Source organism: Microvirga makkahensis (assembly GCF_009830105.1).
Lineage (GTDB): Bacteria > Pseudomonadota > Alphaproteobacteria > Rhizobiales > Beijerinckiaceae > Microvirga > Microvirga makkahensis.
Map to the genome: position 1 here is coordinate 281,079 of NZ_WURB01000003.1, position 22,814 is coordinate 303,892.

Consider the following 22,814-nt stretch of genomic DNA (forward strand, 5'->3'; position numbering starts at 1 on the left):
CCGCAAGGCAAGCCCGGTCATGATGAGGTGAGCATGCTCACCGAAAACCGGAGGGGTCGGGAGAGCATGGAGCCATTCCTTCCCGTCATTCCCGCCTCGCGCCGATGATCCCGATCCAGAACAGCGCTGCGCCTCCGGAACTCGTCGGACGCAGGACGGAGAGCCGGAGCGTATTCAGAAGGTCTGAGGAGTGAGGCCCTTCGGCACCTATGCGCCGTCATGACCGGCCTGTCCTGGCCATCCCGGCGAAGAAGAGCACCGCGCCTCAACGGACAGAGATCGCCGGCACAAGGCCGGTGATGACACGGAGGAAACCGGTTCCGCCGTTCACCTGGCCTTTGCCCTTTGCCCACGGCTCCGCCGCAAAGGGCAAAGGCGGCGCGCGCCTACTTCCGGTCCTTGTCGAACGGGTTCTGCCCCATGCGCAGGGACACGCGGATCGGGACGCCCGGCAGGTCGAAGGCCTCGCGGATGTTGTTGACCAGGTAGCGGGTGTAGCTCTTCGGCAGGGCGTCGAGCTGGTTGCCGAAGATGGCGAAATGCGGCGGGCGCGACTTCACCTGGGTCATGTAGCGGATCTTGATGCGGCGGCCCGAGACGGCGGGCGGCGGGTTGGCGTCGATGGCCTCCTGAAGCCACTGATTGAGCTTTGCCGTCGAGATGCGCCGGTTCCAGGTCTCGTAGACCTGGAACACCGCCTTCATGAGCGGGTCGATGCCGTTGCCCGCGAGCCCCGAGAGCGGCACCACGGGCGCGCCCTTCACCTGCGGCAGCAGGCGGGCGGCCTTTTCCTTCAGCTCCGTCAGCAGGCCCGGCTTGTCGGCCACGAGGTCCCACTTGTTGAGGCCGATCACGAGGGCGCGGCCCTCCTGCTCGACCAGATCGACGATGGAGAGATCCTGCTTCTCGAAGGGGATCGTCGCGTCGAGCAACACCACTACCACCTCGGCGAAGCGCACCGCGCGCAGGGCATCCGCGACGGAGAGCTTCTCGAGCTTGTCCTCGACGCGGGCGCGCTTGCGCAGGCCCGCCGTGTCGAACAGCTTCACGGGCTTCCCGCGCCATTCCCAGTCGAGAGAGATGGAATCGCGCGTGATTCCGGCCTCGGGACCGGTGAGCAGGCGGTCCTCGCCCACCATGCGGTTGATGAGTGTCGACTTGCCCGCATTGGGGCGGCCGACGATGGCCACCTGCAGGGGCTTGTTGGGGTCTTCCTCCTCCCCGTCCTCGTCGGGATCTGGGAAGAGAGGCATCAGGGCCTCGAAGAGATCGGCCATGCCCTCACCGTGCTCGGCGGAGAGCGGCACCGGCTCGCCGAGACCCAGCGAGAAGGCGTCGTAGGCTCCGGCCATACCCGCGCCGCCCTCGGCCTTGTTGGCGATGAGGATCACGGGCTTGCCGGAGCGGCGCACCATCTCGGCGAAGGGCCTGTCGGCGGGCAGCACGCCCACGCGCGCATCGACCACGAAGAGAATGACGTCCGCATCCTCGATGGCGGCTTCGGTCTGGGCGCGCATGCGGCCCAGGAGCGACTCCTCCGTCGCCTCCTCCAGCCCGGCGGTGTCGATGATCCGGAACTCCAGGTCGCCGAGACGCGCCTCACCCTCGCGCCGGTCCCGGGTCACGCCCGGACGGTCGTCGACGAGCGCGAGCTTCTTGCCCACGAGGCGGTTGAAGAGAGTCGACTTGCCGACATTCGGCCGCCCGACAATGGCGACGGTGGGCGTCATGTCCCTGATGCTCCGACTTTACTGAGTCACTTGAACGGGGCCACCCGCCACGAGAGCGGTGTAGACCGCAAGCCGCTGCCGCAGGGCGGGAGGCGTCTCACGGTCGGCCGCGATCTGGTCGAACCAGCGCCCGGCGTAATCCATGTCGCCTGCCTTAAGGCCCGACAACCCCAAGAGTTCCCTCGCAGTATGCCGCCACGCGTCGCCGGGGGCGGCCATGGGCTCGACAACCTGACGGATCTGGGCCGGATCGGCGGTGTCGAGGCGCAGCCAGGCGGCGCGCAGACGGGCCAGATCCTTCCAGAGCGGCGCCACGCCCGCATCATTGGCCAGGGCATCATAGGCGGCGGCGCCCTGTTCGGCGTTCTGCTGGCCCTGCTCGGCGGCCAGCCGGAAGCGGGCGAGCAGGCTGTAGCCGGTGTCGCCGTCCTTCGCGAGCGCCTCCAGAGCAGCCTCGGCTTCCTGGGGCTTGTTCTCGCTGGAAAGCTTCAGCGCCTCCTCGAAGCGAACCGCGGCCGCCTGGGCGCGGGTTTCCTGCACATGCTCCCAATAGCGCCAGCCGCCGACGCCGATCACGACAAGAACGACGATGGCGATGATGAGGCCATTGTAGCGAGCCCAAATCTTCGCCAGCTGGTCGCGGCGGTATTCCTCATCGACTTCGCGAATGAACTCGTCGTTCCGGTTCGTGGCCATCGTCCTCATGCGGCCAGCGGGCCGCCTCCTCGAATAGAAGTGGGTCGCCTAGCATACCCCCCCGCGCAAGGCGAGAGGTTTCCAGAGGTTTCCTCGGACAAGTCGCTTCACGCTCTCGCGGGCATGACGGGCACGCCGATCAGGAGCGGATGGAGCCAGAGCACGAAAGCCACATAGGCGGCACCTCCGATCGCGACGGCTAGGATGTCGTTGCGCCAACCCGCGGGCGCCGCCGTGCCGCCATGCTGGGCCGCCACGTCCCGGCGCTTCACGCTGATGCGCGCCACGACCGCCCACGCCAGGAATGAGCTGAAGAGCAGGATGGAACCGAGATCTCCATTGGCGATCAGATGAGCGAAGGCCCAGATCTTGACACCTGCCAGCATGGGATGCTTGAGCCGCTGCTTGATGCGGCCTGGAAGATAGGCCGCCGCGAAGCAGACGAAGGAGACAAGGACCAGCAGAAGCGCCAAGTGCCGGGTCCAGACGGGCGGATCCCAGACCGGGATATATCCGTTCGCCCGGTACTGCCCGTAGCCGACGGCAATGAGAACGATTCCGGCAAGGGACAGGAGCGAATAGAGCCCCTTGAACGGCCCGGGCCCGATGCGGCCGATGGCCGCCGCCCGGAGGCCGCGCGCCATGCTGAAGGAATGGGTGCCGAGAAACAGGATTAGGCCTAGAACAAGCAGCGTCACATTCGATCTCCTTAGGGAATAGGAAATGATAGCCACGCCTGTCCGCTCTGGCTATGTGACCGCCCCTCAGGAGCGGTGGAGTCCCACCGGGACGGCGGCGTTCTTATGCGGCAAGTTTCGAATCAACCACAAATGCCTGTGAAGCCTAAACTTTTAACATCAGGTATCTTGCGGCACGAAAATTTCCCGGGTACTGACCCGGGCAAACTTCACCATAGACTAAGGCGGCATGGTTCGGCGGTTGCAAACCGGTTAGCTACGCCGTCGACTTCAACCATAAACCGCTTCAAAGGGGGAGGCAGAAGGTGACGGCGCTCATCAAGCTTTCTCGTATCATCGACGCGATCAACGAACGCGTCGGCAAAATCGCGGCCTGGGCCATCGTCGTGGCCATCCTGGTATCCGCCATCAATGCCATCATCCGCCGGTTCTTCGGCGTCTCCTCCAACGCCTGGCTGGAGCTGCAATGGTACCTGTTCGGCGCCGTGTTCATGCTCTGCGCCGCCTGGACGCTGATCGCGAACGAGCATATCCGCATCGACATCGTCTCCAGCCGCCTGTCCAAGCGCGGCCGTGACTGGATCGACATCCTCGGCCACGTCTTCTTTCTGTTTCCCTTCGTGGCGCTGATGCTGTGGCTTTCGGCTCCCTATTTCGAGAAGTCCTATGCCTCCGGAGAGGTCTCCTCCAATGCCGGCGGTCTTCTGATCTGGCCAGCGAAGGGCCTGATTCTTCTCGGCTTCATTTCCCTGTTCTTCCAGTGGATGAGCGAACTCATCAAACGGATCGCCATCATGCAGGGCCGGATGGAAGACGCGCACGACCACAGCGGGCACGCGGCGACGGCTGAGGCCGAGGCCGCACGCCTGATGTCGGGCATCGCGGCCGAAACCGAGCCTCCGGGACACAGCAGCCGCTGATCCCTGCCCTGCCCTGATCCCCGGAGTTTTCTTCCATGGCTGCCTTCATTGCCCAGAACCTCGCGCCGATCATGTTCGCGGCGCTGGTGGTCTTCCTTCTCCTCGGCTATCCGGTCGCCTTCGCGCTCGCCGCGAACGGCCTTCTCTTCTTCTTCATCGCGGTGGAGCTCGCGCCTCTGGCGCCGGAAACCATCAATCTCTCCTGGCCGCTGCTCCAGGCCCTGCCCGACCGCGTCTTCGGCACCATGTCGAACGAGGTGCTGCTCGCAGTCCCGTTCTTCACCTTCATGGGGCTGATCCTTGAGCGCTCCGGCATGGCGGAGGATCTGCTCGACACCATCGGCCAGCTCTTCGGTCCGGTGCGCGGCGGCCTCGCCTATGCGGTGGTGTTCGTGGGCGCCCTGCTCGCCGCCACCACGGGCGTCGTGGCGGCCTCGGTGATCTCGATGGGTCTCATTTCGCTGCCCATCATGCTGCGCTACGGCTATGACAGGCGCCTCGCCACTGGCATCATCGCGGCGTCGGGTACGCTCGCCCAGATCATCCCGCCCTCACTCGTGCTTATCGTCATGGCCGACCAGCTCGGCCGTTCGGTCGGCGACATGTACGAGGGTGCGTTCCTGCCCGGCCTGATCCTGTCCGGCCTTTATGCCAGCTACATCTTCCTGGCTTCGATGATCAACCCGAAGGCGGCTCCCGGTCTCCCCCTGGAGGCCGTCGGCTACCGGGAGCCTAACGGCTCGCGCGGCGTCTGGCAGCTCGGTATCCTCGTCGTCTTCTCCGGCCTCGTGGGCTACTATGTGCTTTCGCAGACCGACACCAAGGCGGGCGCCGACTTCGTGATCCTCACGATCTGCGTGGGAACCGTGGTGGCGCTCATCTGCGCGCTCATGAACAAGATGCTCGGCGCGAAGCGCACCGCGATCTCGGCTGTCCTCGTGGCCGCTCTCGCGGGGCTCTACTACCTGCTCTACAGCCAAGGTCATGAGGGGCTTGCGCTCACCATGGAGATGGTGCTCGCGGGCGCGGTCTACGCGCTCGTCGTCGGTCTCGTCGAGCGATCCACGGGCCTGCGCCTCATGTCGAACATGGCGCAGCAGGTCACCTTCGTCATGGTGCCTCCGCTGCTGCTCATCTTCCTCGTGCTCGGCACGATCTTCATCGGCCTTGCCACGCCGACGGAAGGCGGCGCCATGGGCGCGCTCGGAGCGGTGATCCTCGCCGCGGTCAAGCGCAGGCTCGACAACAACCCGAACCGCTTCAATTTCTCGATTCTCCGTCAGGCGACGGAAGCGACGGCGAAGCTCTCGGCGTTCGTGCTCTTCATCCTGATCGGCGCGCGCGTGTTCTCGCTCACCTTCTACGGCGTGAACGGGCACCTCTGGGTGGAGCACCTGCTGACTTCGCTTCCCGGCGGACAGGTGGGCTTCCTGATCGTCGTCAACATCATGGTCTTCCTCCTGGCCTTCTTCCTCGACTTCTTCGAGTTGGCCTTCATCGTGATCCCGCTTCTGGGACCCGCCGCGGAGAAGCTGGGAATCGACCTGATCTGGTTCGGCGTCATGCTCGGCGTGAACATGCAGACCTCCTTCATGCACCCGCCCTTCGGCTTCGCCCTGTTCTTCCTTCGCTCGGTCGCTCCGAAGGTGCCCTACGTCGACAAAGTCACGGGCAAGCGCATGGAGCCGGTCACGACAGGGCAGATCTACTGGGGCTCCGTGCCGTTCGTGGTGATCCAGCTGATCATGGTCGCCATCGTGATCCTGTTCCCGCAGATCGTGACCCACTACAAATCCGCCGGCCCGGCCGTTGATCCGGCCGCGGTGCAGAAGAAGCTGGACGAGCTTCTGGTGCCGGGCCTCGGAATCCCGGGCGCCCCGGGCGGGCTCCCCGGCCTCAACTTCGACGAGCCGCCGAAGATCGAGTAAGGGGGTCTCGGCGACAAACCATCAAGGCGGGCCTTCGAGCCCGCCTTTTTATTAGGTGCGAAAGACGTGATTGCGCATATCCGGTCATGGCGATGCCGCATGTCCGGGCGACAGCCCAAAGGTCATCGCGGCCGTCTTGCGACGGCTTTTCGATCTCCTTCCATCAGGGCTCCTGGTTGTCTCTTCACATTGAAGGAGTGTGCCGCCATGTCCTTCCGCCGCAAGCCAAATCCCCCGCTCGCACGGGCGGAAGAGTGGGTCTGGGAGGCCGTTACCCTTTTTAACGGATACTGGGGCGAACAGGGCACCACCCAAGCGAAGCCGACCTGAGAATGTTCCGCAGGCTCGAAGAAATGCCTTTTCGCAGCTCCGTCACGGTGCGCCGCATCTCGATGCGACAAGAACGGCGCTTCCACAGGGAGGCCGAGCTCGTGACCGGAAGTGGTCGCGCTGATCCGACAGCCCTTCGCTGCCTTCGATCGTCGTGGCCGTGCTCGTCACGGCCATCCACGCATTGGAATCCGCCACGCCCTTCAACGTGGATCCCGGGCCAAGCCCTTGGGTGACGGAAGGCGCCCTACGCGACAGCCTCTTCGTACTGCTCGGGCTTGAACCCCACGAGGATACGCCCCCCGTGATCGAGCACGGGGCGCTTGATCATCGAGGGCTGGTCGAGCATGAGCGCGATGGCCTTCTCCGCATCGAGACCGGCCTTGTCCGCGTCGGGCAGCTTTCGGAAGGTCGTGCCAGCCCGGTTGAGAAGCGTCTCCCACCCCGTCTCGCGCACCCAGGCATCGAGCCGCGCGCGGTCGATGCCCTCCGCCTTGTAGTCATGGAAAGTATAGGCGACGCCCCTGGCATCGAGCCAGGCGCGGGCCTTCTTCATGGTGTCGCAGTTCCTGATGCCGTAGAGCGTCACGGCTACCTTCGACGTCATTTCCACCTCACTCCCACTCGATGGTGCCAGGGGGCTTTGACGTGATGTCGTAGGTCACCCGGTTGATGCCCTTCACCTCGTTGATGATGCGGGTGGCGACGCGGCCGAGGAACGCCATGTCGAAGGGATAGAAGTCGGCCGTCATGCCGTCGATGGAGGTGACGGCGCGAAGCGCACAGACATGATCGTAAGTGCGCGCATCGCCCATCACACCCACGGTCTTGACCGGGAGCAGCACGGCGAAGGCCTGCCAGATCTCGTCGTAGAGACCCGCGTTGCGGATCTCCTCCAGATAGATCGCATCGGCCTTGCGCAGGATGTCGAGCTTCTCGCGGGTGATCTCACCGGGAACGCGGATGGCGAGGCCAGGGCCCGGGAACGGATGGCGGCCCACGAAAGCCTCCGGCAGGCCGAGTTCGCGGCCGAGCACGCGCACTTCGTCCTTGAACAGCTCGCGAAGCGGCTCGACGAGCTTCATCTTCATGCGCTCAGGGAGCCCGCCCACATTGTGGTGGCTCTTGATGGTAACGGAGGGGCCGCCGGTGAAGGACACGCTCTCGATCACGTCGGGATAGAGCGTTCCCTGCGCCAGGAAGTCCGCCCCGCCGATCTTCTTGGCCTCCTGGTCGAATACGTCGATGAAAAGCCTGCCGATGGTCTTGCGCTTCACCTCCGGATCGGACACGCCCTCCAGCGCCCCAATGAAGAGATCCTGCGCCTGAACGTGCACCAGCGGGATGTTGTAATGGTCGCGGAAGAGGCTCACCACCTGCTCGGCCTCGGACGCCCGCAGTAGGCCGTGATCCACGAACACACAGGTGAGCTGGTCGCCGATGGCCTCGTGGATTAGAACCGCTGCCACCGCCGAGTCGACGCCGCCCGACAGGCCGCAGATCACGCGGCCGGAACCGACCTGGGCGCGGATGCGCTCGACGGCCTCCTCGCGGAAGGCCTTCATGGTCCAGTCGCCCTTGCAACCCGCGATGTCGCGCACGAAGTTGCGGATCAGCTGCGCGCCCTGGGGCGTATGCACCACTTCCGGGTGGAACTGCACGCCGTAGAACTTGTGCTCCTCATCGGCAACGACCGCAAAAGGCGCGTTCTCGGAGGCCGCCAGAACCTCGAAGCCGTCGGGCAGCTTGGTCACTCGGTCGCCGTGGCTCATCCACACCGGATATTTCCTGCCGACCTGCCAGACGCCCTGAAAGAGCGGGCTCTCGGAGAGAATCTCGATCTCTGCGCGGCCGAATTCCGAGTGATGCCCGCCCTCGACCTGACCGCCGAGCTGAGCCGCCATGGTCTGCTGTCCGTAGCAGATACCGAAGACCGGGAGCCCTGCCTCGAACAGCTCCTTGGGCGCGCGGGGCGAGGCATCGGTCGTGACCGATTCCGGCCCTCCGGACAGGATCACGCCCTTGGGCTTCATGGTCCGGATGGCTTCGGCCGCCTTATTAAACGGGATTACCTCCGAATAAACGCCGTCCTCGCGAACCCGGCGGGCTATGAGCTGGGTTACCTGAGAACCAAAGTCGACGATGAGGATCTTGTCGTGGGACTGGGCCATATCATTTCACTAAGGGTAGAAGGGCATATCTCGGTAAAGGATCGTGTAGGTGCTTTACCCTCATCTCTGCCGAGGTGTCATGCCCTTTGAAGGGGCTGCCATGGCGCGTTACGCGTTTATAACGATTTTCTCAACACTTGGACTCCTCTTTCCAGGTGCGGGAGTTCCCGAAGGTCTGTCTTTGCAGAGGGTCGAAGAGCTCAGCCGGGGCGCCCTCCCCGAGGTTCGCGAATTCATCACCCGGAAGCTGGGATGTGCCCACTGGGAAGACGAGGACAGACGGCACATGCTCAGAACCATGGAGGCCAAGCGGGCCCTCAAGCACCTGAGGTGCAGCGAGTTGAAGGAGGACGAGGCCTTCCTGAGAAAGACTTACTCCCGCCACGCCGCGTCGGTCAGCGCGCTCGACGCCGTTCGACGGACACAGATCTCCGCTTCGGAGTCGGTGCAACTGCCCGTGCCCGCCAAAGCGGCTGTAAAGGGGGCAGGTTTCTAGAGCGTCCTTTCAGTCTTACCGCCTTCTGAGGCACGAAACGAAGAAGCCGTCCGTCCCCGTCCTTCCCGGCGTCAGCTGAAGCCCATGGCTCGTCATGCGCACGAAGGAGGAGAGCGTCGACAGCCCCGCCGAAGCAAGCAGCTCATCGGCCTTTACCACATCGAATCCCGGATCGCGCTGGAGCAGGCCTTCGAGCGCCTCGTCATTTTCCTCCGGCAGGATCGAGCAGGTGATGTAGACAATCCGCCCGCCCGGCTTCACCAGAGAAGCGGCGCGGTCAAGAACGGTCGCCTGCTCTTTCCGCCTTACCTCCAGGCTGCCGGGACGCAGCCGCCATTTGGCATCCGGGTTGCGCCGCCAGGTGCCCACGCCCGTGCAGGGCGCATCCACCAGCACGCAGTCGATCCGGCCATTCAGATCGGTGACCGCATCCGCACCGCTCCGCGGGGTCCGAACCTGGACATTGCGCACGCCCGCGCGGATCAGACGGTCGTGGATGGGGGCCAGACGGCGCGTGTCGCCGTCCGTGGCGTAGATCTGCCCGTGGTTCTCCATCATGGCCGCAAGGGCGAGGGTCTTGCCGCCACCGCCCGCGCAGAGATCGACAACCTGCTCGCCGGGCCTCGCGGCGGACAGCAGGGCCGCGAGCTGCGAGCCCTCGTCCTGGATCTCGATCCAGCCCTTGATGAACTCGGGCTCCGATTGCACGGCGGGGCCGCGTCCGTCCTCGGACGGCGCGATTCGCAGGCCAAGGGGCGACAGAGGCGTCTCGATCGCGCCGAGATGAGGCAAGGCATCGTGTGCCTCCTCCCGGGAGCGTACCTTGAGGGCGTTCACCCTCAAGTCGAGCGGCGCGCGGGTGGTCAGAGCCTGCATCTCGGGAATCAGCTCCTCCCCGAAGATCCGCCGGAGCGAGGGCTCGATCCATTCCGGAAAATCGCCCGCCACGTGGGCAGGCGCCCCTTCGAGGCTGGCCGCCGCCAGCTTCTCCCGTTCGGTGGCCGAGAGCGGCTCGGGCGCAAAACGCTCGCCCGAGCAAAGAGCTGCAACCGCTTCCGGGTCCATGCCGCGTTGGAGGCGCAGCATGCCGAGCACCACGGCGCGTGGCGTGGCCTCTCCCATGATCCAGGCGGCGGAGGCTTTGCGGCGCAGGGAGTCGTAGACGAGGCTGGCGATCGTGGCCCTGTCCTTCGAGCCCGCGAAACGATGGGACAGCCCCCAATCCTTGAGAGCGTCAGCGGCCGGGCGGCGGCGGGCTTCGAGATCGCCGAGAACCTCGATGGCGGCGGAGATACGGGCTGCAGGTGTCATCGAATAAGCACGCTCAAGCTTGGCCGCGATAGCGGCACGTTGTTTCCTGTTCTCCGACACGTTCAGAAGTGAATTCGAGAGCCGCGTGCATTCCGCACGTTTCTCTCGAAGCTTCTGACGGCGTCTACCCAATTCCGCCTCGCGCAAGCTGACCAACGCCAAGATCTGGCTCAACGGCGGCAAGCATAACCGGGCGGTCGGGCGGGACGGGCGATGCCGCTCATCCCACCTTTCAGATGGCGGCCTCCGCGAAGAAGATCCGGAAGCCGAAAACGATCCACATGGCGGCCAGGATCAGCACGCCGGCCGCGAAGGCCTGAAAGCGCCAGATCACCCTGTTGGATGTGGTGTGGATATAGGCGTGAACCAGCCGGGTCGCCACGAACATCCACGCCATCACCACGAAGAGCACGTCCGCCTTGCGCGTGACCAATGCGAGGGCCGCCAGAGCATAGAACAGCACCGGCAGCTCGAACTGGTTGTGAAACGCGTTCTGGAGCTGAAGGACCCGCTTCGGCCAGTTGCGCTCGCCCAGGGCGATGTCGCCCGTTTTCACCTCCCCCCTGCGGAGCGCCGCGACGCGGGAGCTCCCCAGCCGGAGAAGCAGCAGAAAGGCGAGCCCGACCTGGACGAAGACGGGCAGGAGGACGGCGGTGACGCTCATGAGTGGGAACTCGGGCTGATCTCAGCTCCGCGTCGGGTAGTTCGGGCTCTCTCGGGTGATCGTGACGTCATGGACGTGACTCTCTCGCAGGCCCGCGCTGGAGATGCGGATGAACTGCGCTTTTTCGCGGAATTCCGGGAGGGTGGCGGCTCCCACATAACCCATGGAGGCGCGAAGGCCTCCCGTGAGCTGGTGGAGAACGCCCGAGACCGGGCCCTTATAGGCCACCTGCCCCTCGACACCTTCCGGCACGAGCTTGAGGGTGTCGCGCACCTCCGCCTGGAAGTAGCGATCCGCTGAGCCGCGGGCCATCGCGCCGACCGAGCCCATGCCGCGATAGGATTTGTAGGAGCGCCCTTGGTAGAGGAACACCTCGCCGGGGGTTTCGTCCGTCCCCGCGAGCAGCGAGCCCACCATGGCGCAGGAGGCACCGGCCGCGAGGGCCTTGGCGAGATCGCCCGAGAACTTGATGCCGCCGTCGGCGATCACCGGGATATCGGCCGCGTGAGCGGCCTCGACGGCCTCCATGATGGCCGTGAGCTGGGGCACGCCGACGCCTGCCACAATACGGGTGGTGCAGATGGAACCCGGCCCGATGCCGACCTTCACCGCGTCCGCGCCCGCGTCGATGAGCGCCTGGGCGCCCTCGCGGGTCGCCACGTTGCCGGCCACGACCTGAACGGCGTTCGAAAGCTTCTTCACGCGTGTGACGCTCTCCAGAACTTTCACCGAATGGCCGTGAGCTGTGTCGACCACGACCACGTCGCAGCCCGCATCGATCAGGCGCTCGGCCCGCTCGAAGCCCTGCTCGCCCGTCGTCGTGGCGGCGGCGACGAGGAGGCGGCCCTGCTCGTCCTTGGCGGCGCTCGGGTAGGCCACCTGCTTCTCGATGTCCTTCACCGTGATGAGGCCGATGCAGCGGAAATGATCGTCCACCACCAGCAGCTTCTCGATACGGAATTGGTGCAGGAGACGGCGCGCCTCGTCCTGGCTCACGCCCTCGCGGACCGTGATGAGCCGGTCCTTGGTCATGAGCTCGGAAACCGGCTGGCCGGGATTGTTGGCGAAGCGCACGTCGCGGTTGGTGAGAATGCCGACGAGCTTGCCCTTGGCCCCGCTCGGGCCCCGCTCGACTACGGGGATACCGGAGATGCCGTGGTGCTTCATCATCGCCAGCGCATCGGCGAGCGTTTCGTCCGGGTGGATCGTGATGGGGTTCATCACCATGCCCGATTCATAGCGCTTCACGAGGCGCACCTGCTCAGCCTGAGCCTCAGGCTCCAGGTTGCGGTGGATCACGCCGAGACCGCCGTTCTGGGCCATGGCGATGGCCATGCGCGCCTCCGTTACCGTATCCATGGCGGACGCGATGATCGGCATGTTGAGGTGGATGGTGCGGGTCAGCCGGGTCGAGACGTTCACGTCGCCGGGGAGCACCTCGGAGCGACCGGGCCGAAGCAGCACGTCGTCGAAGGTCAGTCCTTCGATGATCTTGTTCGTGACGATTGAGGCCATGGCCAACTCCTTAGGATGTGCGCGGCGGATGAAGCGATAACGCTTTGACGAGTTGGCACGGGTCCGTAGCACGGTGTTTCGCTTTCGCAAAGGGGCGAGTGCCGCATTCCCCGAAGATCTGCCGTGCGCGAAACGGCTTTGCAACCTTTCCTGAGAGCGCTAAGTCCCCCGGGTCATGCTGCGCAAGGTTCGTGTTCTCCCGCTGATCGTCGCCACCGCCCTGTTCATGGAGAACATGGACTCGACGGTGATTTCCACCTCGCTTCCGATGATTGCGCTCGATCTGGGCACCGACCCCATCGCCCTGAAGCTGGCCCTTACGTCTTATCTCGTGAGCCTTGCGATCTTCATTCCGATCTCGGGCTGGATGGCGGACAAATACGGCGCCCGGACCATCTTCACCGCGGCCATCGCCGTGTTCATGGCCGGTTCTCTCGCCAGCGCCGGAGCGGATTCCCTGGCAGGCTTCGTCATCGCCCGCTTCGTGCAGGGCATGGGCGGAGCCATGATGGTGCCGGTCGGACGTCTGGTGATCCTTCGCAGTGTTTCCCGTAACGAGGTGGTCCAGGCCCTGGCGCTGCTGACCATTCCCGCCCTCGTCGGCCCCGTGGTCGGCCCACCCCTCGGGGGGTTCATCACCACCTATTTCCATTGGCGCTGGATCTTCTTCATCAACATCCCGATCGGCGTCCTCGGCATCGTGCTCGCCACGATGTACGTTCCGAACATCCGTGAAGACGACACCCCGCCCCTCGATGTGGCAGGCTTCCTGCTCTCGGGCCTCGGCCTCGCGCTCCTGATGCTGGGATTGGCCTCCGGGGGACGCCATCTGATCCCCGAGTCCGTCTCGCTCGCCTGCGTGGTCATCGGCACCATCAGCGTGGCGGCTTACGTATGGCATGCCAAACGGACGCCGCACCCGGTCCTGAGGCTCGACCTGCTAAAGGTACCAACCTTCGCCATCAGCGTCGTCGGCGGCTCGCTGTTCCGGGTCGGGGTCGGCTCGATCCCGTTTCTCCTGCCGCTCATGCTCCAGATCGGCTTCGGCCTGAGTCCGGTCGCCTCGGGATCGCTCACCTTCATCGCAGCGGTGGGCGCGCTGTTCATGAAGACCATGGCCAAGCGCATCCTGGAACGCTTCGGCTTTCGCCGGGTACTGATTGCCAACGCCTTCATCGGAGCCGCCTTCATCGCCTTTCATGGATTATTCACGGCCACGACACCCCATTGGCTGATCATGCTCATCCTCCTGATCGGCGGCTGCTTCCGCTCACTCCAGTTCACGAGCCTCAACGCCATCGCCTACGCTGAGGTGTCGAAGCGCGACATGAGTCACGCGACGAGCCTGTCGAGCGCGGTCCAGCAGGTGGCGCTGAGCGTGGGCGTGGCGTTCGGCGCCTTTGCGGTGGAAGCGACCGCTCACTGGCATGGCCGTTCGGCCATCGCCGCGGAAGATTTCGGTCCGGCCTTCTGGGCCGTGGCGGCGGTCTCGGCCCTCGCCGGTTTCGTCTTCGCGCGCCTCGAACCCACGGCGGGCGCGGAGATGTCGGGCCATCGGGCTCTGGAGCAGAAGCCGCCTGCGACAGGCCTCGGCGACGGCACTACAAATCTCGGTGAGGAGGTGGAACGCCGCTAGGTTTGCGTTACCATGGCTTTCGACCGGGAGGCCGCCATGGATCAACGTATCATAGACCTCTACGACGACTTCACTCATGGCGGCATGAGCCGCCGCTCCTTCCTCGACAAGCTGGCGGCGCTGGCCGGCAGCACCGCGGCCGCAGCCGCGCTTCTGCCGATCCTGCAGAACAACTACGCCATGGCGCAGGTCGTGCAGGAAAACGACCCGCGCATCACGGCGCAGACCGTCGACATTCCCGGAGCGCAGGGGCTCGAGGGGTATCTCGTGAAGCCGAAGGACGCTTCCGGCAAACTGCCCGCCGTGCTCGTCATACACGAGAACCGGGGCCTCAACCCACACATCAGGGATGTGACCCGCCGCATGGCGACCGAAGGCTTTCTCGCGCTCGGCCTCGATTACCTCTCGCCCATGGGCGGCACGCCCGCCGACGAGGACAAGGGCCGCGAGATGATCGGCCAGTTGAAACAGCCGGATGTGATCGCCTACGGCAAGGCCGCGGTGGCCTATCTCAAGGCCCATTCCGAGGGCAACGGCAAGGTCGGCGCCATCGGCTTCTGCTGGGGCGGCGCTGCGGTCAACAACCTCGCCACGAACGAGCCGGACCTCAGCGCGGGCGTGGCCTATTACGGCGGTCAGCCGAAAGCGGAGGACGTGCCGAAGATCCGGGCTGCCCTCATGCTGCATTACGGCGGTCTCGACGATCGCATCAACGCGGGAATTCCGGCCTACGAGGCGGCCTTGAAGCAGGCGGGCAAAACCTACGAGCTCTACGTCTACGAGGGTGCGAATCACGCCTTCAACAACGACACCAACGCCGCCCGTTACGACAAGGACGCCGCCGATCTCGCCTGGAGCCGCACGGTGGATTTCCTGAAGAAGCACTTGGCATAGCGGCCATTTTCAACGTCATGACATGATCCTTCGACATCATGGCCAATCGCGGACTCGTTCGGGGGTTGGCCATCGCGCTTCCGAATGGAGCGCGCTCCACGGATCGGGATCACCGGCACAGAGCCGGTGATGACGGGAGGTGCGACCGTGACGCCTCTCCTCGTAGCTCTCAATCCTCGAATGCCTCCACCGGCACCCGGCGGCCTACCATGAAGGCATCGGCCACGAGGCGGAATGGGGCGTCATCGACCTCGGAGCGGCCGATGGTGAGGAGGGCGTCGAAGCGGCGATAAATGCCTTGGTATTCGGCGGGCTCCTCCTTCACCACAAGGCGTCCGTCGATCTCGAGACAGCTGCCGCCGTGCATGAGCTTGAGCGCGAAGCCCGCCTCCGTCTCCACCTCGATGTCCCAGCTCTGCGGCCCGGTCTGGCGCCAGTCGAACACGGCCTGAAGATTGCCGTCCGTATGGCCGGTGTGGAATTGCAGGGTCGCTGCAATCGGCGCGTCCCTGTTGGCGGGAAATTCCAGATCTGCGGCCTTGATGAAGACCGGCTCCGGCATGATGCGGGTGACGATGGAGAGTGCGTTGATGCCGGGGTCGAAGACGCCGAATCCGCCTGCCTCCCAGATCCATTGCTGGCCCGGATGCCAGTGGCGCACATCCTCCTTCCAGGTCACCTGCAGGCGCTTGATGGACCAGCCGGCGAGCGCCTTCCGCGCCTCTTCGACGGCCTTGTTGTACTGCGAATGCCAAGTGGTGAAGACGGTCCTGCCCACCTTCTCGGCAATCCGCCTGAGGTCCTCCAGTTCGCTCAGCGTGGCGGCGGGAGGCTTCTCCAGCAGTACATTCTTTCCGGCCAGAAGCGCCTCGCGGGCGATGGCGTGGCGCACCTGCGGCGGCGTGCACACGGCCACCGCCTCCAGGTCCTTGAGCCCCAGGAGATCGCGATAATCCTGAAAACTGTACCTCGCGTCGTCAGGCACGAGTCCGCGCTGGCTCGACACTGCCAGCAGCTCGAAGTTCGGATTGGCCCGGATCACCGGCAGGTGCTGGTCCTGGGCGATCTTGCCGAGGCCGATGATTCCGATCTTGTGCGGTGTCATGTGCGTGGTCCTTCCATCAGCGGCGACCACGCAGGAGCCCCTCGAGGCTTAAGGCGTCCGGTCCGCCGCACCCCGAAAACCGGTCGCCAGCACGTAGAGTTCCGCCGAATCCGCCCGGCTTGCCGCAGGCTTCACGTGGCGCACCACCGCGAAGTCGCGCTTGAGATCCGCCAGGAGCTGGTTTTCGGTGCCGCCCTGGAACACCTTGGCGACGAAGACGCCACCGGGCGCCAGGATCTCCCGGGCGAAGTAGATCGCGGCCTCCGCGAGGCCGATGATGCGCAGGTGGTCGGTCTTCTTGTGACCGGTGGTGTTGGCGGCCATGTCCGACATCACCACGTCCGCGGGTCCGCCCAGCATCTCGATGAGCTTGCCCGGAGCGCTCTCGTCCAGGAAGTCGAGTTGGATGAACTCGACGCCCGCCATGGGATCGATCGGCAGGAGGTCGATGCCGACGACCTTGCCTTTCGGCCCCACCTTCTTGGCCGCGATCTGAGACCAGCCGCCCGGAGCGGCGCCAAGGTCGACGATCCGCTGCCCTGGCTTCAGAATGTGATATTTCTCATCGATCTCGAGCAGCTTGAAGGCCGCGCGCGAGCGATAGCCCTCTCGCTTGGCGCGGGCCACATAAGGATCGTTGAGCTGGCGCTCCAGCCATTTCTGGGAGGAAAGAGACCGCTTGTTCGCGGTCTTCACGCGCTGCTTGAGGTTGCGGACACCCGAGCCGGTCTTGGTGCTCACCGTTGGCTTCCCCCCCGCCATACGCTGTCCTCTCTCATCATTTTCATCAGAATTCCTTCACGTAAGCCCCGGTCCGCGATGCGCAGGCGATCCGAGGGGAAGGCCCGGCGGATCGCCTCGAGAATGGCGCAGCCCGCCAGGACCAGATCGGCCCTCTCCCGGCCGATGCATGGATTTTCGGCCCGCTGCTGGAAATTGGAATGCAGCAGGCGGTTCATCACTGTCGAGATCTCTCCGTTGCGCATCCACATGCCGTCGACCTTGCGCCGGTCGTACCGGGCGAGGCCCAAGTGAATTCCGCCCACGGTCGTCACGGTTCCCGAGGTGCCGAGGAGATGGAAGTTCCTGGCCCGCCCCGCCTCCGCCGCCACGAGAGAGAAATCCGTGAGAAGCTCGGATACCTCCTCGACCATGCCCTCGAAGCTCTCGGGAGTCACGTGCACCCCGCCATGGCGCTCCGCCAGGGTCACGACGCCGACGGGCAACGAATCCCAGGCACGGATGCGCTTGCACGGATCCGCGAAGGCATGAGGAGCCTGGCCGTCGAGCCAGGCGATCTCCGTCGATCCGCCTCCGATATCGAAGATGACCACGGACTGGGCCTTCGGATCGGCCAGGGCCGCGCAGCCCGTTACGGCCAGATAAGCCTCCGTCTTGCGGTCCACGATCTCCAGATCCAGGTCGAGATCGCTGCGCACGCGCTCGATGAAGGAGGCGCCGTTCTCGGCGAGGCGGCAGGCTTCCGTCGCCACGAGACGCGCGCGGATCACCTCCTTGGCGATCATCTTGTCGCGGCACACGCGAAGCGCGTCGATCGTGCGCTCGATGGCATCCTCGCTCAAGGCGTTGCCGAGGCCGAGTCCTTCGCCGAGCCGCACGATTCGCGAAAAGGCGTCGGTGACCCGAAACCCGTAATGGGCGGGCTCCGCGATGAGTAGCCGGCAATTGTTGGTCCCGAGATCCAGGGCGGCGTAGCTACGCGACGCCCGCCGTCTCGCATCTCGCCTGCCCCATGTCATCGATTGTCGGGAAGGCCATGACGAGCCATCCTCGGCCCCGGAAGATGGGTCCGCGCGTCGATCTCTCACATCGGTCGTCGCATCGGCTTTCACTGTCAAACTGAAATCCTTGGGCATTCTCGCAGAACGCCGGTGTTCCTTTTAGAGTAACAACCGCCGCCTCCATCTGCCAAGGGTTGCCGACGCAGATTGTGACCGCCCTCTCCCGGAGGTTAGAGCGTCAGCCCCTTCAGGCGCTCCGTGAGCGTGGCCAGGACATCGGCGCCGACATTGGCAACGGCGATGCGCAGGTGTCCTTCCTGACCTGGGCCGAAATAGCTGCCGGGCAGGCACAATACGCCGCGCTCGGTCGCCAGTTTCTCGGCGACGGCCTGTGCCTTCGCTCCCGCGAACGGATGCCGCAGATAGGCGAAGTAGGCCCCCACCGACTCAATGCGCCACTCCGGCAGAGGCGCGAGCGCCTCCCGAAAAACCTGTGCACGCCGGTTGATCTCGGAACGGTTCTCCTCGCGCCAGCCACGCAGGGCCTCGATGGCCCAGGGCAGGACGGCCTGCGCCGTTCGGGGCGCGCAGATCTGGACGCAGTCCAGAATCTTGGCGATTTGCCCGGTGAGAGCGGCATCGGCGGTGATGGCTCCCATGCGGTGACCCGGAATCGCATAGGATTTCGAGAAGGAGTAGAGCTGGATCACGTTCTGCCGCCATGCCTCACCCTTGAAGAGCCCATGGGCGCGGTTCATCCCCTGCGGCAGGAAATCCCGGTAAGTCTCATCGATCACGAGATAAATGCCGCGGCTGGCACACAGATGAGCAAATCCCTCGATGATATGCGCGGGATAGACGGCTCCGGTTGGATTGTTGGGCGTGACCAGCACGATGGCGCGCACCGTCTCGTCGATCAGCGCCTCCGCATCCTCGATGCGCGGAACAAATCCGTTCTCCGGATGGCACGGCAGCGGACGCGCCTCGATGCCGAGCATGTCCAGGCTCATCTGGTGATTGAAGTACCACGGCGTCGGCAGCAGCACCGTCTCGCCGCGATGGGCGAGTAGCATCATGGCGACGAAGAAGGCCATGTTGCATCCGGCCGTGATCGCAGTGTCGGCCGCCTCAATGCGGCCCTCGTAGAGGCGCGACACCTCCTCCGCATAGGCCTGCCTCAGAGCCGCATCGCCGGTGATGGGCCCGTACTGGGAGGTCCCGGCTTCGCCTGCGACCGAGGCGAGGCGCTCCAGGAAACTCGCATGGGGCGCATTGCCGGGAACCGCCTGCGAGAGATTGATCAGCGGCCCGCAGGATCCGTCGTAGCGCCGAGTCCAGCTCTGCGCCTCCGGGATCGGGGGGCTGCCGACGTCGGCCACCAGGGAATTGATGGGTGCGAAGAGACCGCTGGCCATTTGGAATTCGAGCTCCGAAGATGGAAAGGGCAGGAATCTCGGTGAAACTCCACCGAAAGCCCCTGCCCTTCAAGCTGTGTTCGCAGCGCTCGGCGTGATGGCCGGCCTTGTGCCGGTCATCCCGACGAAGAAAGACGCGGCGCTCCGAGGGTCGAGATCACCGGCACAGGCCCGTGATGACGCGAGCGGGGAAAGGACCTCAGTCCTTCGCGCGCTCCACGTAGGAGCCGTCTTCCGTCATGATCACGACGCGGGTGCCGGCCTGGATGTGCGGCGGCACCATGGTGCGCACGCCGTTTGAGAGCATCGCGGGCTTGTAGGAGGAGGAGGCCGTCTGCCCCTTTACCACCGGCTCGGTCTCGACGATCTCGAGGGTCACGCGGGCGGGCAGCTCGATGGCGATCGGCACGCCGTTATGGGTCGAGAGCATCACCGCCATGCCTTCCTGAAGGTAGGGCTTCTGGTCGCCGATGATGTCTTCGGGAACCGCAACCTGCTCGTAGGACTCGGGGTTCATGAAGTGGAAGCCTTCGCCGTCCTCATAGAGATAGGTGTATTCGCGGTCCTCCACGAAGGCGCGCTCGACCTGCTCGGTGGTGCGGTAGCGCTCGGACACCTTCACGCCGTCGGAGATGCGGCGCATGTCGAGCTGGGTGACCGGCGTGCCCTTGCCGGGGTGGATGTTCTGGGCGGTGAGCACGACATAGAGCCTGCCGTCGATGTCGACGACATTGCCTTTGCGGAGCGAGGAGGCGATGACCTTCACGGGAAGCGTTCCTTGTGACAGATAGGGGCGCGCCGCAGGGCCGGCCTGCCCGGCTCCGGCGACGCCGATATTCGGTTTCGCTGCCGCAACTAGCCTATCTCGGCGGAAATCGCCAGCCTGACGTGTTAGGAAGTCCTCCACGATGGAAAACGCCACGCCTGCTCCTTCCCCCTGGTGGACGCCGCACGTGCATGCGGATCGCCGCCCTTTCCTCTTGGGGCGCAACCGGATCCAGGCGGCCTTCCGGAGCTTTTTCGCAGATCGCGACTTCGTGGAGGTGGACACCGCCACGCTCCAGATTTCCCCCGGCAACGAGGCGCATCTGCACGCCTTCGCGACCGAGGCCGTCGGCCTGGGCGGATCGCGGACGCCCCTCTATCTCCACACCTCGCCGGAATTCGCCTGCAAGAAGCTGCTGACGGCGGGCGAAGCCCGGATCGCATGCTTCGCCCATGTCTATCGAAACCGGGAGCGCGGTCCCCTGCATCACCCGGAATTCACCATGCTCGAGTGGTATCGCGCGGGCGAAAGCTACGAGGCGCTGATGAAGGATTGCGCCGCCCTGCTGGCGCTCGCCGCCGAGACGTCGGGCACCCGCACCCTCGCCTATGGGGGCAGGCGGACCGATCCCTTCCTGGAACCAGGGCGCCTGAGCGTGGCGGAAGCGTTCCGGCGTTTTGCGGGCATCGACCTCCTCGCCTCCATCGACGAGAGCGGGGCAACGGACCGGGACTGCCTGGCGGCGAGCCTCCGCGGCGCCGGGATTCGCACGGCCGAGGACGACACCTGGTCGGACCTCTTCAGCCGCGTCATGGTGGAGCGGGTCGAGCCGCACCTCGGCCTCGGCCGCGCCACGATTCTCGACGAGTACCCGGTTGCGGAGGCGGCGCTCGCCCGTCCCACGGCACGCGATCCGCGCGTGGCCGAGCGTTTCGAGCTCTATGCCTGCGGCGTGGAACTGGCCAACGCCTTCGGCGAGCTGACCGATCCGGACGAGCAGCGCCGGCGGTTCGAGGCGGAGATGCGGGAGAAGATGCGGGTTTACGGAGAACGCTACCCCGTGGACGAGGATTTCCTGGCCGCCCTGGGCCACATGCCCGAGGCCAGCGGCATCGCGCTCGGCTTCGACCGGCTGGTGATGCTCGCCACCGGCGCGTCGCGCATCGATCAGGTGATCTGGGCTCCCGTTCCGGAGACGGACCATTGAGCACCCTTCGCACGCCGGCGGAGCTGGCCGAGGCGGGCCTCGCCGCTCCCGAAGAGCTGGCCGGAATCGAGGCCGTGGCCGAGCGCTACGCCATCGCCGTCAGCCCCGCCATGGCCGGCCTGATCGACCGGGCCGATCCGAACGATCCCATCGCACGCCAGTTCGTGCCCGATCCCGCGGAACTCGCGACGGGGCCGGAGGAGCGCGAGGATCCCATCGGCGACCTCTCCCATTCGCCCGTCGAGGGAATCGTGCACCGCTATCCCGACCGGGTGCTCCTGAAGGCCGTGCATGTTTGCCCGGTCTATTGCCGGTTCTGCTTCCGTCGCGAGATGGTCGGCCCCCAGGGCCTCGGCACCCTCTCCTCGGGCGCCCTGGACAGGGCCTTCGCCTATATTGGCGGGCACCCGGAAATCTGGGAGGTCATCCTCACCGGAGGCGACCCGCTGGTGCTCTCGCCAAGACGCCTCTCCGAGTTGATGCAGCGACTTGCCGCCATCGATCACGTGAAGGTCGTCCGCTTTCACACTCGGGTCCCGGCAGTCGTGCCAGAGCGGATCGACGAAGCTCTTATCGCGGGCATGAAGGAAAGCGGAAAGACCACGTATGTCGCGCTCCACGCCAACCACCCGCGCGAGCTCACGCCCGCTGCCCGTGCCGCCTGCGCCCGGCTGGTGGATGCGGGCATCGTCATGCTCAGCCAATCGGTGCTGCTCAAGGGCGTCAACGACGATCCCGACGTCCTGGCCAGCCTCATGCGCGCCTTCGTGGAGACGCGCATCAGGCCCTATTACCTTCACCATCCGGACCTTGCCCCGGGCACGAGCCATTTCCGCCTGTCCCTCGAAGAGGGCCGGAGGCTCGTGGCGGCGCTTCGCGGACGCATCTCCGGACTGTGCCAGCCGACTTACGTGCTCGATATCCCGGGCGGATACGGGAAAGCCGTGATCACTCCCGATAGCGTCAGGGAGAGGGACGGCTGCCAAACGGTTTCGGATTTCCGTGGCCGCGAACACATCTATCCGCCGGAAAATTAACATAGGTCATCATTTCTTCGCTTCCCTGCGTTCGGTCAGCGCGGCGATGGAACAACCGGGTGAAAAATTCCTTTCCCTCTCGAATTGCAATCAATGCAGTGCTGGAGGGAGCAATCTTGTCCCTCTCGACTTGCAATCAATGCAGCGCTGGAGGGAGCAATCTTATGCGTTTCGTATCAACCCGAATCCACGGCGTCATGGACTACATAGTGGGTCTTCTGCTGCTCGCTGTCCCGTACCTGCTGGGCTTTGCGGATGGCAGCGCCGCCCAATGGGTTCCCACCATCCTGGGCGTCGCGATTATCGGCATGGCGCTCATCACCGATTTCGAGCTCTCGGTGGTCAAGCTCATTCCCATGCCGCTGCATCTGGGCATCGACATCGCGGGCGGCCTGCTGCTCCTGGTTTCGCCTTGGCTCTTCGGCTTCGCCGACCGGGTCATGTGGCCTCACGTCATCGTCGGCGCTCTCGAGGTGGGCCTTGCCCTGACCACACGCACCGTGCCGGACACGGCGGAGGTGGAAGCGGGGCGATACAGCTGACCCGGTTTCGC

Annotated in this window: 21 protein-coding genes; 8 read left to right on the forward strand and 13 right to left on the reverse strand. The window is 65.1% G+C overall.

What is annotated here, in order from left to right; all coding sequences use genetic code 11:
* Positions 1–386: 386 nt before the first annotated feature.
* From der to GR328_RS06130, 3 genes are all read right to left on the reverse strand, one after another.
* Positions 387–1,730: a ribosome biogenesis GTPase Der gene (gene der / locus GR328_RS06120; protein ID WP_160883636.1), complete on the reverse strand. Its 1,344-nt coding sequence runs from the start codon at positions 1,728–1,730 to the stop codon at positions 387–389.
* Positions 1,731–1,748: 18 nt separating this feature from the next.
* The gene (locus GR328_RS06125; protein ID WP_160883637.1) at positions 1,749–2,426 is read right to left on the reverse strand and encodes a tetratricopeptide repeat protein; all 678 of its coding nucleotides are present in this window, start codon (positions 2,424–2,426) and stop codon (positions 1,749–1,751) included.
* A 107-nt stretch (positions 2,427–2,533) separates the two neighbouring features.
* On the reverse strand, positions 2,534–3,124 hold the full coding sequence (locus GR328_RS06130) for an NnrU family protein (protein WP_160883638.1): 591 nt from the start codon (positions 3,122–3,124) through the stop codon (positions 2,534–2,536).
* A 305-nt stretch (positions 3,125–3,429) separates the two neighbouring features.
* Here GR328_RS06130 and GR328_RS06135 point away from each other — a divergent pair, with 305 nt between their 5' ends.
* Both GR328_RS06135 and GR328_RS06140 read left to right on the forward strand, forming a co-directional pair.
* On the forward strand, positions 3,430–4,044 hold the full coding sequence (locus tag GR328_RS06135; RefSeq protein WP_160883639.1) for a TRAP transporter small permease subunit: 615 nt from the start codon (positions 3,430–3,432) through the stop codon (positions 4,042–4,044).
* 35 nt (positions 4,045–4,079) lie between these two features.
* On the forward strand, positions 4,080–5,972 hold the full coding sequence (locus GR328_RS06140; protein ID WP_160883640.1) for a TRAP transporter large permease: 1,893 nt from the start codon (positions 4,080–4,082) through the stop codon (positions 5,970–5,972).
* Positions 5,973–6,549: 577 nt separating this feature from the next.
* Here the strand turns inward: GR328_RS06140 and GR328_RS06145 are convergent.
* Together GR328_RS06145 and guaA are read right to left on the reverse strand one after the other, a co-directional pair.
* Complete coding sequence (locus GR328_RS06145) at positions 6,550–6,909, reverse strand: ArsC family reductase (protein WP_160883641.1); 360 nt, start codon at positions 6,907–6,909, stop codon at positions 6,550–6,552.
* 7 nt (positions 6,910–6,916) lie between these two features.
* On the reverse strand, positions 6,917–8,473 hold the full coding sequence (gene guaA, locus GR328_RS06150; RefSeq protein WP_160883642.1) for a glutamine-hydrolyzing GMP synthase: 1,557 nt from the start codon (positions 8,471–8,473) through the stop codon (positions 6,917–6,919).
* Between the two features lie 100 nt (positions 8,474–8,573).
* Between guaA and GR328_RS06155 the strand changes: the two genes are divergently transcribed.
* The gene (locus GR328_RS06155) at positions 8,574–8,969 is read left to right on the forward strand and encodes a hypothetical protein (protein ID WP_160883643.1); all 396 of its coding nucleotides are present in this window, start codon (positions 8,574–8,576) and stop codon (positions 8,967–8,969) included.
* Between the two features lie 15 nt (positions 8,970–8,984).
* Here the strand turns inward: GR328_RS06155 and GR328_RS06160 are convergent, their stop codons facing one another.
* The 3 genes from GR328_RS06160 to guaB all read right to left on the reverse strand — a co-directional run bounded on the left by GR328_RS06160 (position 8,985) and on the right by guaB (position 12,459).
* The gene (locus tag GR328_RS06160; protein WP_160883644.1) at positions 8,985–10,280 is read right to left on the reverse strand and encodes an RsmB/NOP family class I SAM-dependent RNA methyltransferase; all 1,296 of its coding nucleotides are present in this window, start codon (positions 10,278–10,280) and stop codon (positions 8,985–8,987) included.
* 232 nt (positions 10,281–10,512) lie between these two features.
* A complete protein-coding gene (locus GR328_RS06165) occupies positions 10,513–10,944 on the reverse strand; it encodes an MAPEG family protein (protein WP_160883645.1) in 432 nt (143 codons plus the stop codon).
* Between the two features lie 21 nt (positions 10,945–10,965).
* On the reverse strand, positions 10,966–12,459 hold the full coding sequence (gene guaB / locus GR328_RS06170; protein ID WP_160883646.1) for an IMP dehydrogenase: 1,494 nt from the start codon (positions 12,457–12,459) through the stop codon (positions 10,966–10,968).
* 175 nt (positions 12,460–12,634) lie between these two features.
* Between guaB and GR328_RS06175 the strand changes: the two genes are divergently transcribed.
* Both GR328_RS06175 and GR328_RS06180 read left to right on the forward strand, forming a co-directional pair.
* Complete coding sequence (locus GR328_RS06175; RefSeq protein ID WP_425487017.1) at positions 12,635–14,095, forward strand: MDR family MFS transporter; 1,461 nt, start codon at positions 12,635–12,637, stop codon at positions 14,093–14,095.
* Positions 14,096–14,131: 36 nt separating this feature from the next.
* Positions 14,132–14,989: a dienelactone hydrolase family protein gene (locus GR328_RS06180; RefSeq protein WP_160883647.1), complete on the forward strand. Its 858-nt coding sequence runs from the start codon at positions 14,132–14,134 to the stop codon at positions 14,987–14,989.
* A 169-nt stretch (positions 14,990–15,158) separates the two neighbouring features.
* Here the strand turns inward: GR328_RS06180 and GR328_RS06185 are convergent, their stop codons facing one another.
* The 5 genes from GR328_RS06185 to efp form a co-directional block, all read right to left on the reverse strand.
* A complete protein-coding gene (locus GR328_RS06185; protein ID WP_160883648.1) occupies positions 15,159–16,094 on the reverse strand; it encodes a Gfo/Idh/MocA family protein in 936 nt (311 codons plus the stop codon).
* Positions 16,095–16,142: 48 nt separating this feature from the next.
* Positions 16,143–16,856, reverse strand: a complete 714-nt coding sequence (locus tag GR328_RS06190; protein WP_205789771.1) for an RlmE family RNA methyltransferase — start codon at positions 16,854–16,856, stop codon at positions 16,143–16,145.
* Positions 16,832–17,923 carry a Ppx/GppA phosphatase family protein gene (locus tag GR328_RS06195; RefSeq protein WP_425487020.1) on the reverse strand — a complete coding sequence of 364 codons (1,092 nt, stop codon included), beginning with the start codon at positions 17,921–17,923 and terminating at the stop codon, positions 16,832–16,834. Before GR328_RS06195 ends, GR328_RS06190 begins: the two co-directional genes overlap by 25 nt.
* Before the next feature lie 143 nt (positions 17,924–18,066).
* Complete coding sequence (locus GR328_RS06200; protein ID WP_160883651.1) at positions 18,067–19,251, reverse strand: aminotransferase; 1,185 nt, start codon at positions 19,249–19,251, stop codon at positions 18,067–18,069.
* A 199-nt stretch (positions 19,252–19,450) separates the two neighbouring features.
* Positions 19,451–20,017, reverse strand: coding sequence for an elongation factor P (efp, locus tag GR328_RS06205; RefSeq protein WP_160883744.1), 567 nt, complete (start codon positions 20,015–20,017; stop codon positions 19,451–19,453).
* Between the two features lie 142 nt (positions 20,018–20,159).
* Here efp and epmA point away from each other — a divergent pair, with 142 nt between their 5' ends.
* The 3 genes from epmA to GR328_RS06220 all read left to right on the forward strand — a co-directional run bounded on the left by epmA (position 20,160) and on the right by GR328_RS06220 (position 22,803).
* Entirely contained in the window at positions 20,160–21,224 is a 1,065-nt protein-coding gene (gene epmA / locus GR328_RS06210; protein ID WP_160883652.1) for an EF-P lysine aminoacylase EpmA, read from the forward strand.
* Entirely contained in the window at positions 21,221–22,261 is a 1,041-nt protein-coding gene (locus tag GR328_RS06215) for a lysine-2,3-aminomutase-like protein (protein ID WP_160883653.1), read from the forward strand. Before epmA ends, GR328_RS06215 begins: the two co-directional genes overlap by 4 nt.
* A gap of 164 nt (positions 22,262–22,425) precedes the next feature.
* Positions 22,426–22,803, forward strand: coding sequence for an SPW repeat protein (locus GR328_RS06220; protein ID WP_160883654.1), 378 nt, complete (start codon positions 22,426–22,428; stop codon positions 22,801–22,803).
* Positions 22,804–22,814 lie beyond the last annotated feature (11 nt).

What these genes read in the sequence shown, in the direction of transcription:
- GR328_RS06125 (WP_160883637.1), bottom strand. Translation starts at nt 2,426, where the DNA reads ATGGCCACGAACCGGAACGACGAGTTCATTCGCGAAGTCGATGAGGAA.
- GR328_RS06175 (WP_425487017.1), top strand. Translation starts at nt 12,635, where the DNA reads ATGCTGCGCAAGGTTCGTGTTCTCCCGCTGATCGTCGCCACCGCCCTG.
- GR328_RS06180 (WP_160883647.1), top strand. Translation starts at nt 14,132, where the DNA reads ATGGATCAACGTATCATAGACCTCTACGACGACTTCACTCATGGCGGC.
- GR328_RS06185 (WP_160883648.1), bottom strand. Translation starts at nt 16,094, where the DNA reads ATGACACCGCACAAGATCGGAATCATCGGCCTCGGCAAGATCGCCCAG.
- epmA (WP_160883652.1), top strand. Translation starts at nt 20,160, where the DNA reads ATGGAAAACGCCACGCCTGCTCCTTCCCCCTGGTGGACGCCGCACGTG.
- GR328_RS06145 (WP_160883641.1), bottom strand. Translation starts at nt 6,909, where the DNA reads ATGACGTCGAAGGTAGCCGTGACGCTCTACGGCATCAGGAACTGCGAC.
- GR328_RS06200 (WP_160883651.1), bottom strand. Translation starts at nt 19,251, where the DNA reads ATGGCCAGCGGTCTCTTCGCACCCATCAATTCCCTGGTGGCCGACGTC.
- GR328_RS06160 (WP_160883644.1), bottom strand. Translation starts at nt 10,280, where the DNA reads ATGACACCTGCAGCCCGTATCTCCGCCGCCATCGAGGTTCTCGGCGAT.
- GR328_RS06220 (WP_160883654.1), top strand. Translation starts at nt 22,426, where the DNA reads ATGCGTTTCGTATCAACCCGAATCCACGGCGTCATGGACTACATAGTG.
- GR328_RS06155 (WP_160883643.1), top strand. Translation starts at nt 8,574, where the DNA reads ATGGCGCGTTACGCGTTTATAACGATTTTCTCAACACTTGGACTCCTC.
- guaB (WP_160883646.1), bottom strand. Translation starts at nt 12,459, where the DNA reads ATGGCCTCAATCGTCACGAACAAGATCATCGAAGGACTGACCTTCGAC.
- guaA (WP_160883642.1), bottom strand. Translation starts at nt 8,473, where the DNA reads ATGGCCCAGTCCCACGACAAGATCCTCATCGTCGACTTTGGTTCTCAG.
- GR328_RS06140 (WP_160883640.1), top strand. Translation starts at nt 4,080, where the DNA reads ATGGCTGCCTTCATTGCCCAGAACCTCGCGCCGATCATGTTCGCGGCG.
- GR328_RS06165 (WP_160883645.1), bottom strand. Translation starts at nt 10,944, where the DNA reads ATGAGCGTCACCGCCGTCCTCCTGCCCGTCTTCGTCCAGGTCGGGCTC.
- der (WP_160883636.1), bottom strand. Translation starts at nt 1,730, where the DNA reads ATGACGCCCACCGTCGCCATTGTCGGGCGGCCGAATGTCGGCAAGTCG.
- GR328_RS06190 (WP_205789771.1), bottom strand. Translation starts at nt 16,856, where the DNA reads ATGGCGGGGGGGAAGCCAACGGTGAGCACCAAGACCGGCTCGGGTGTC.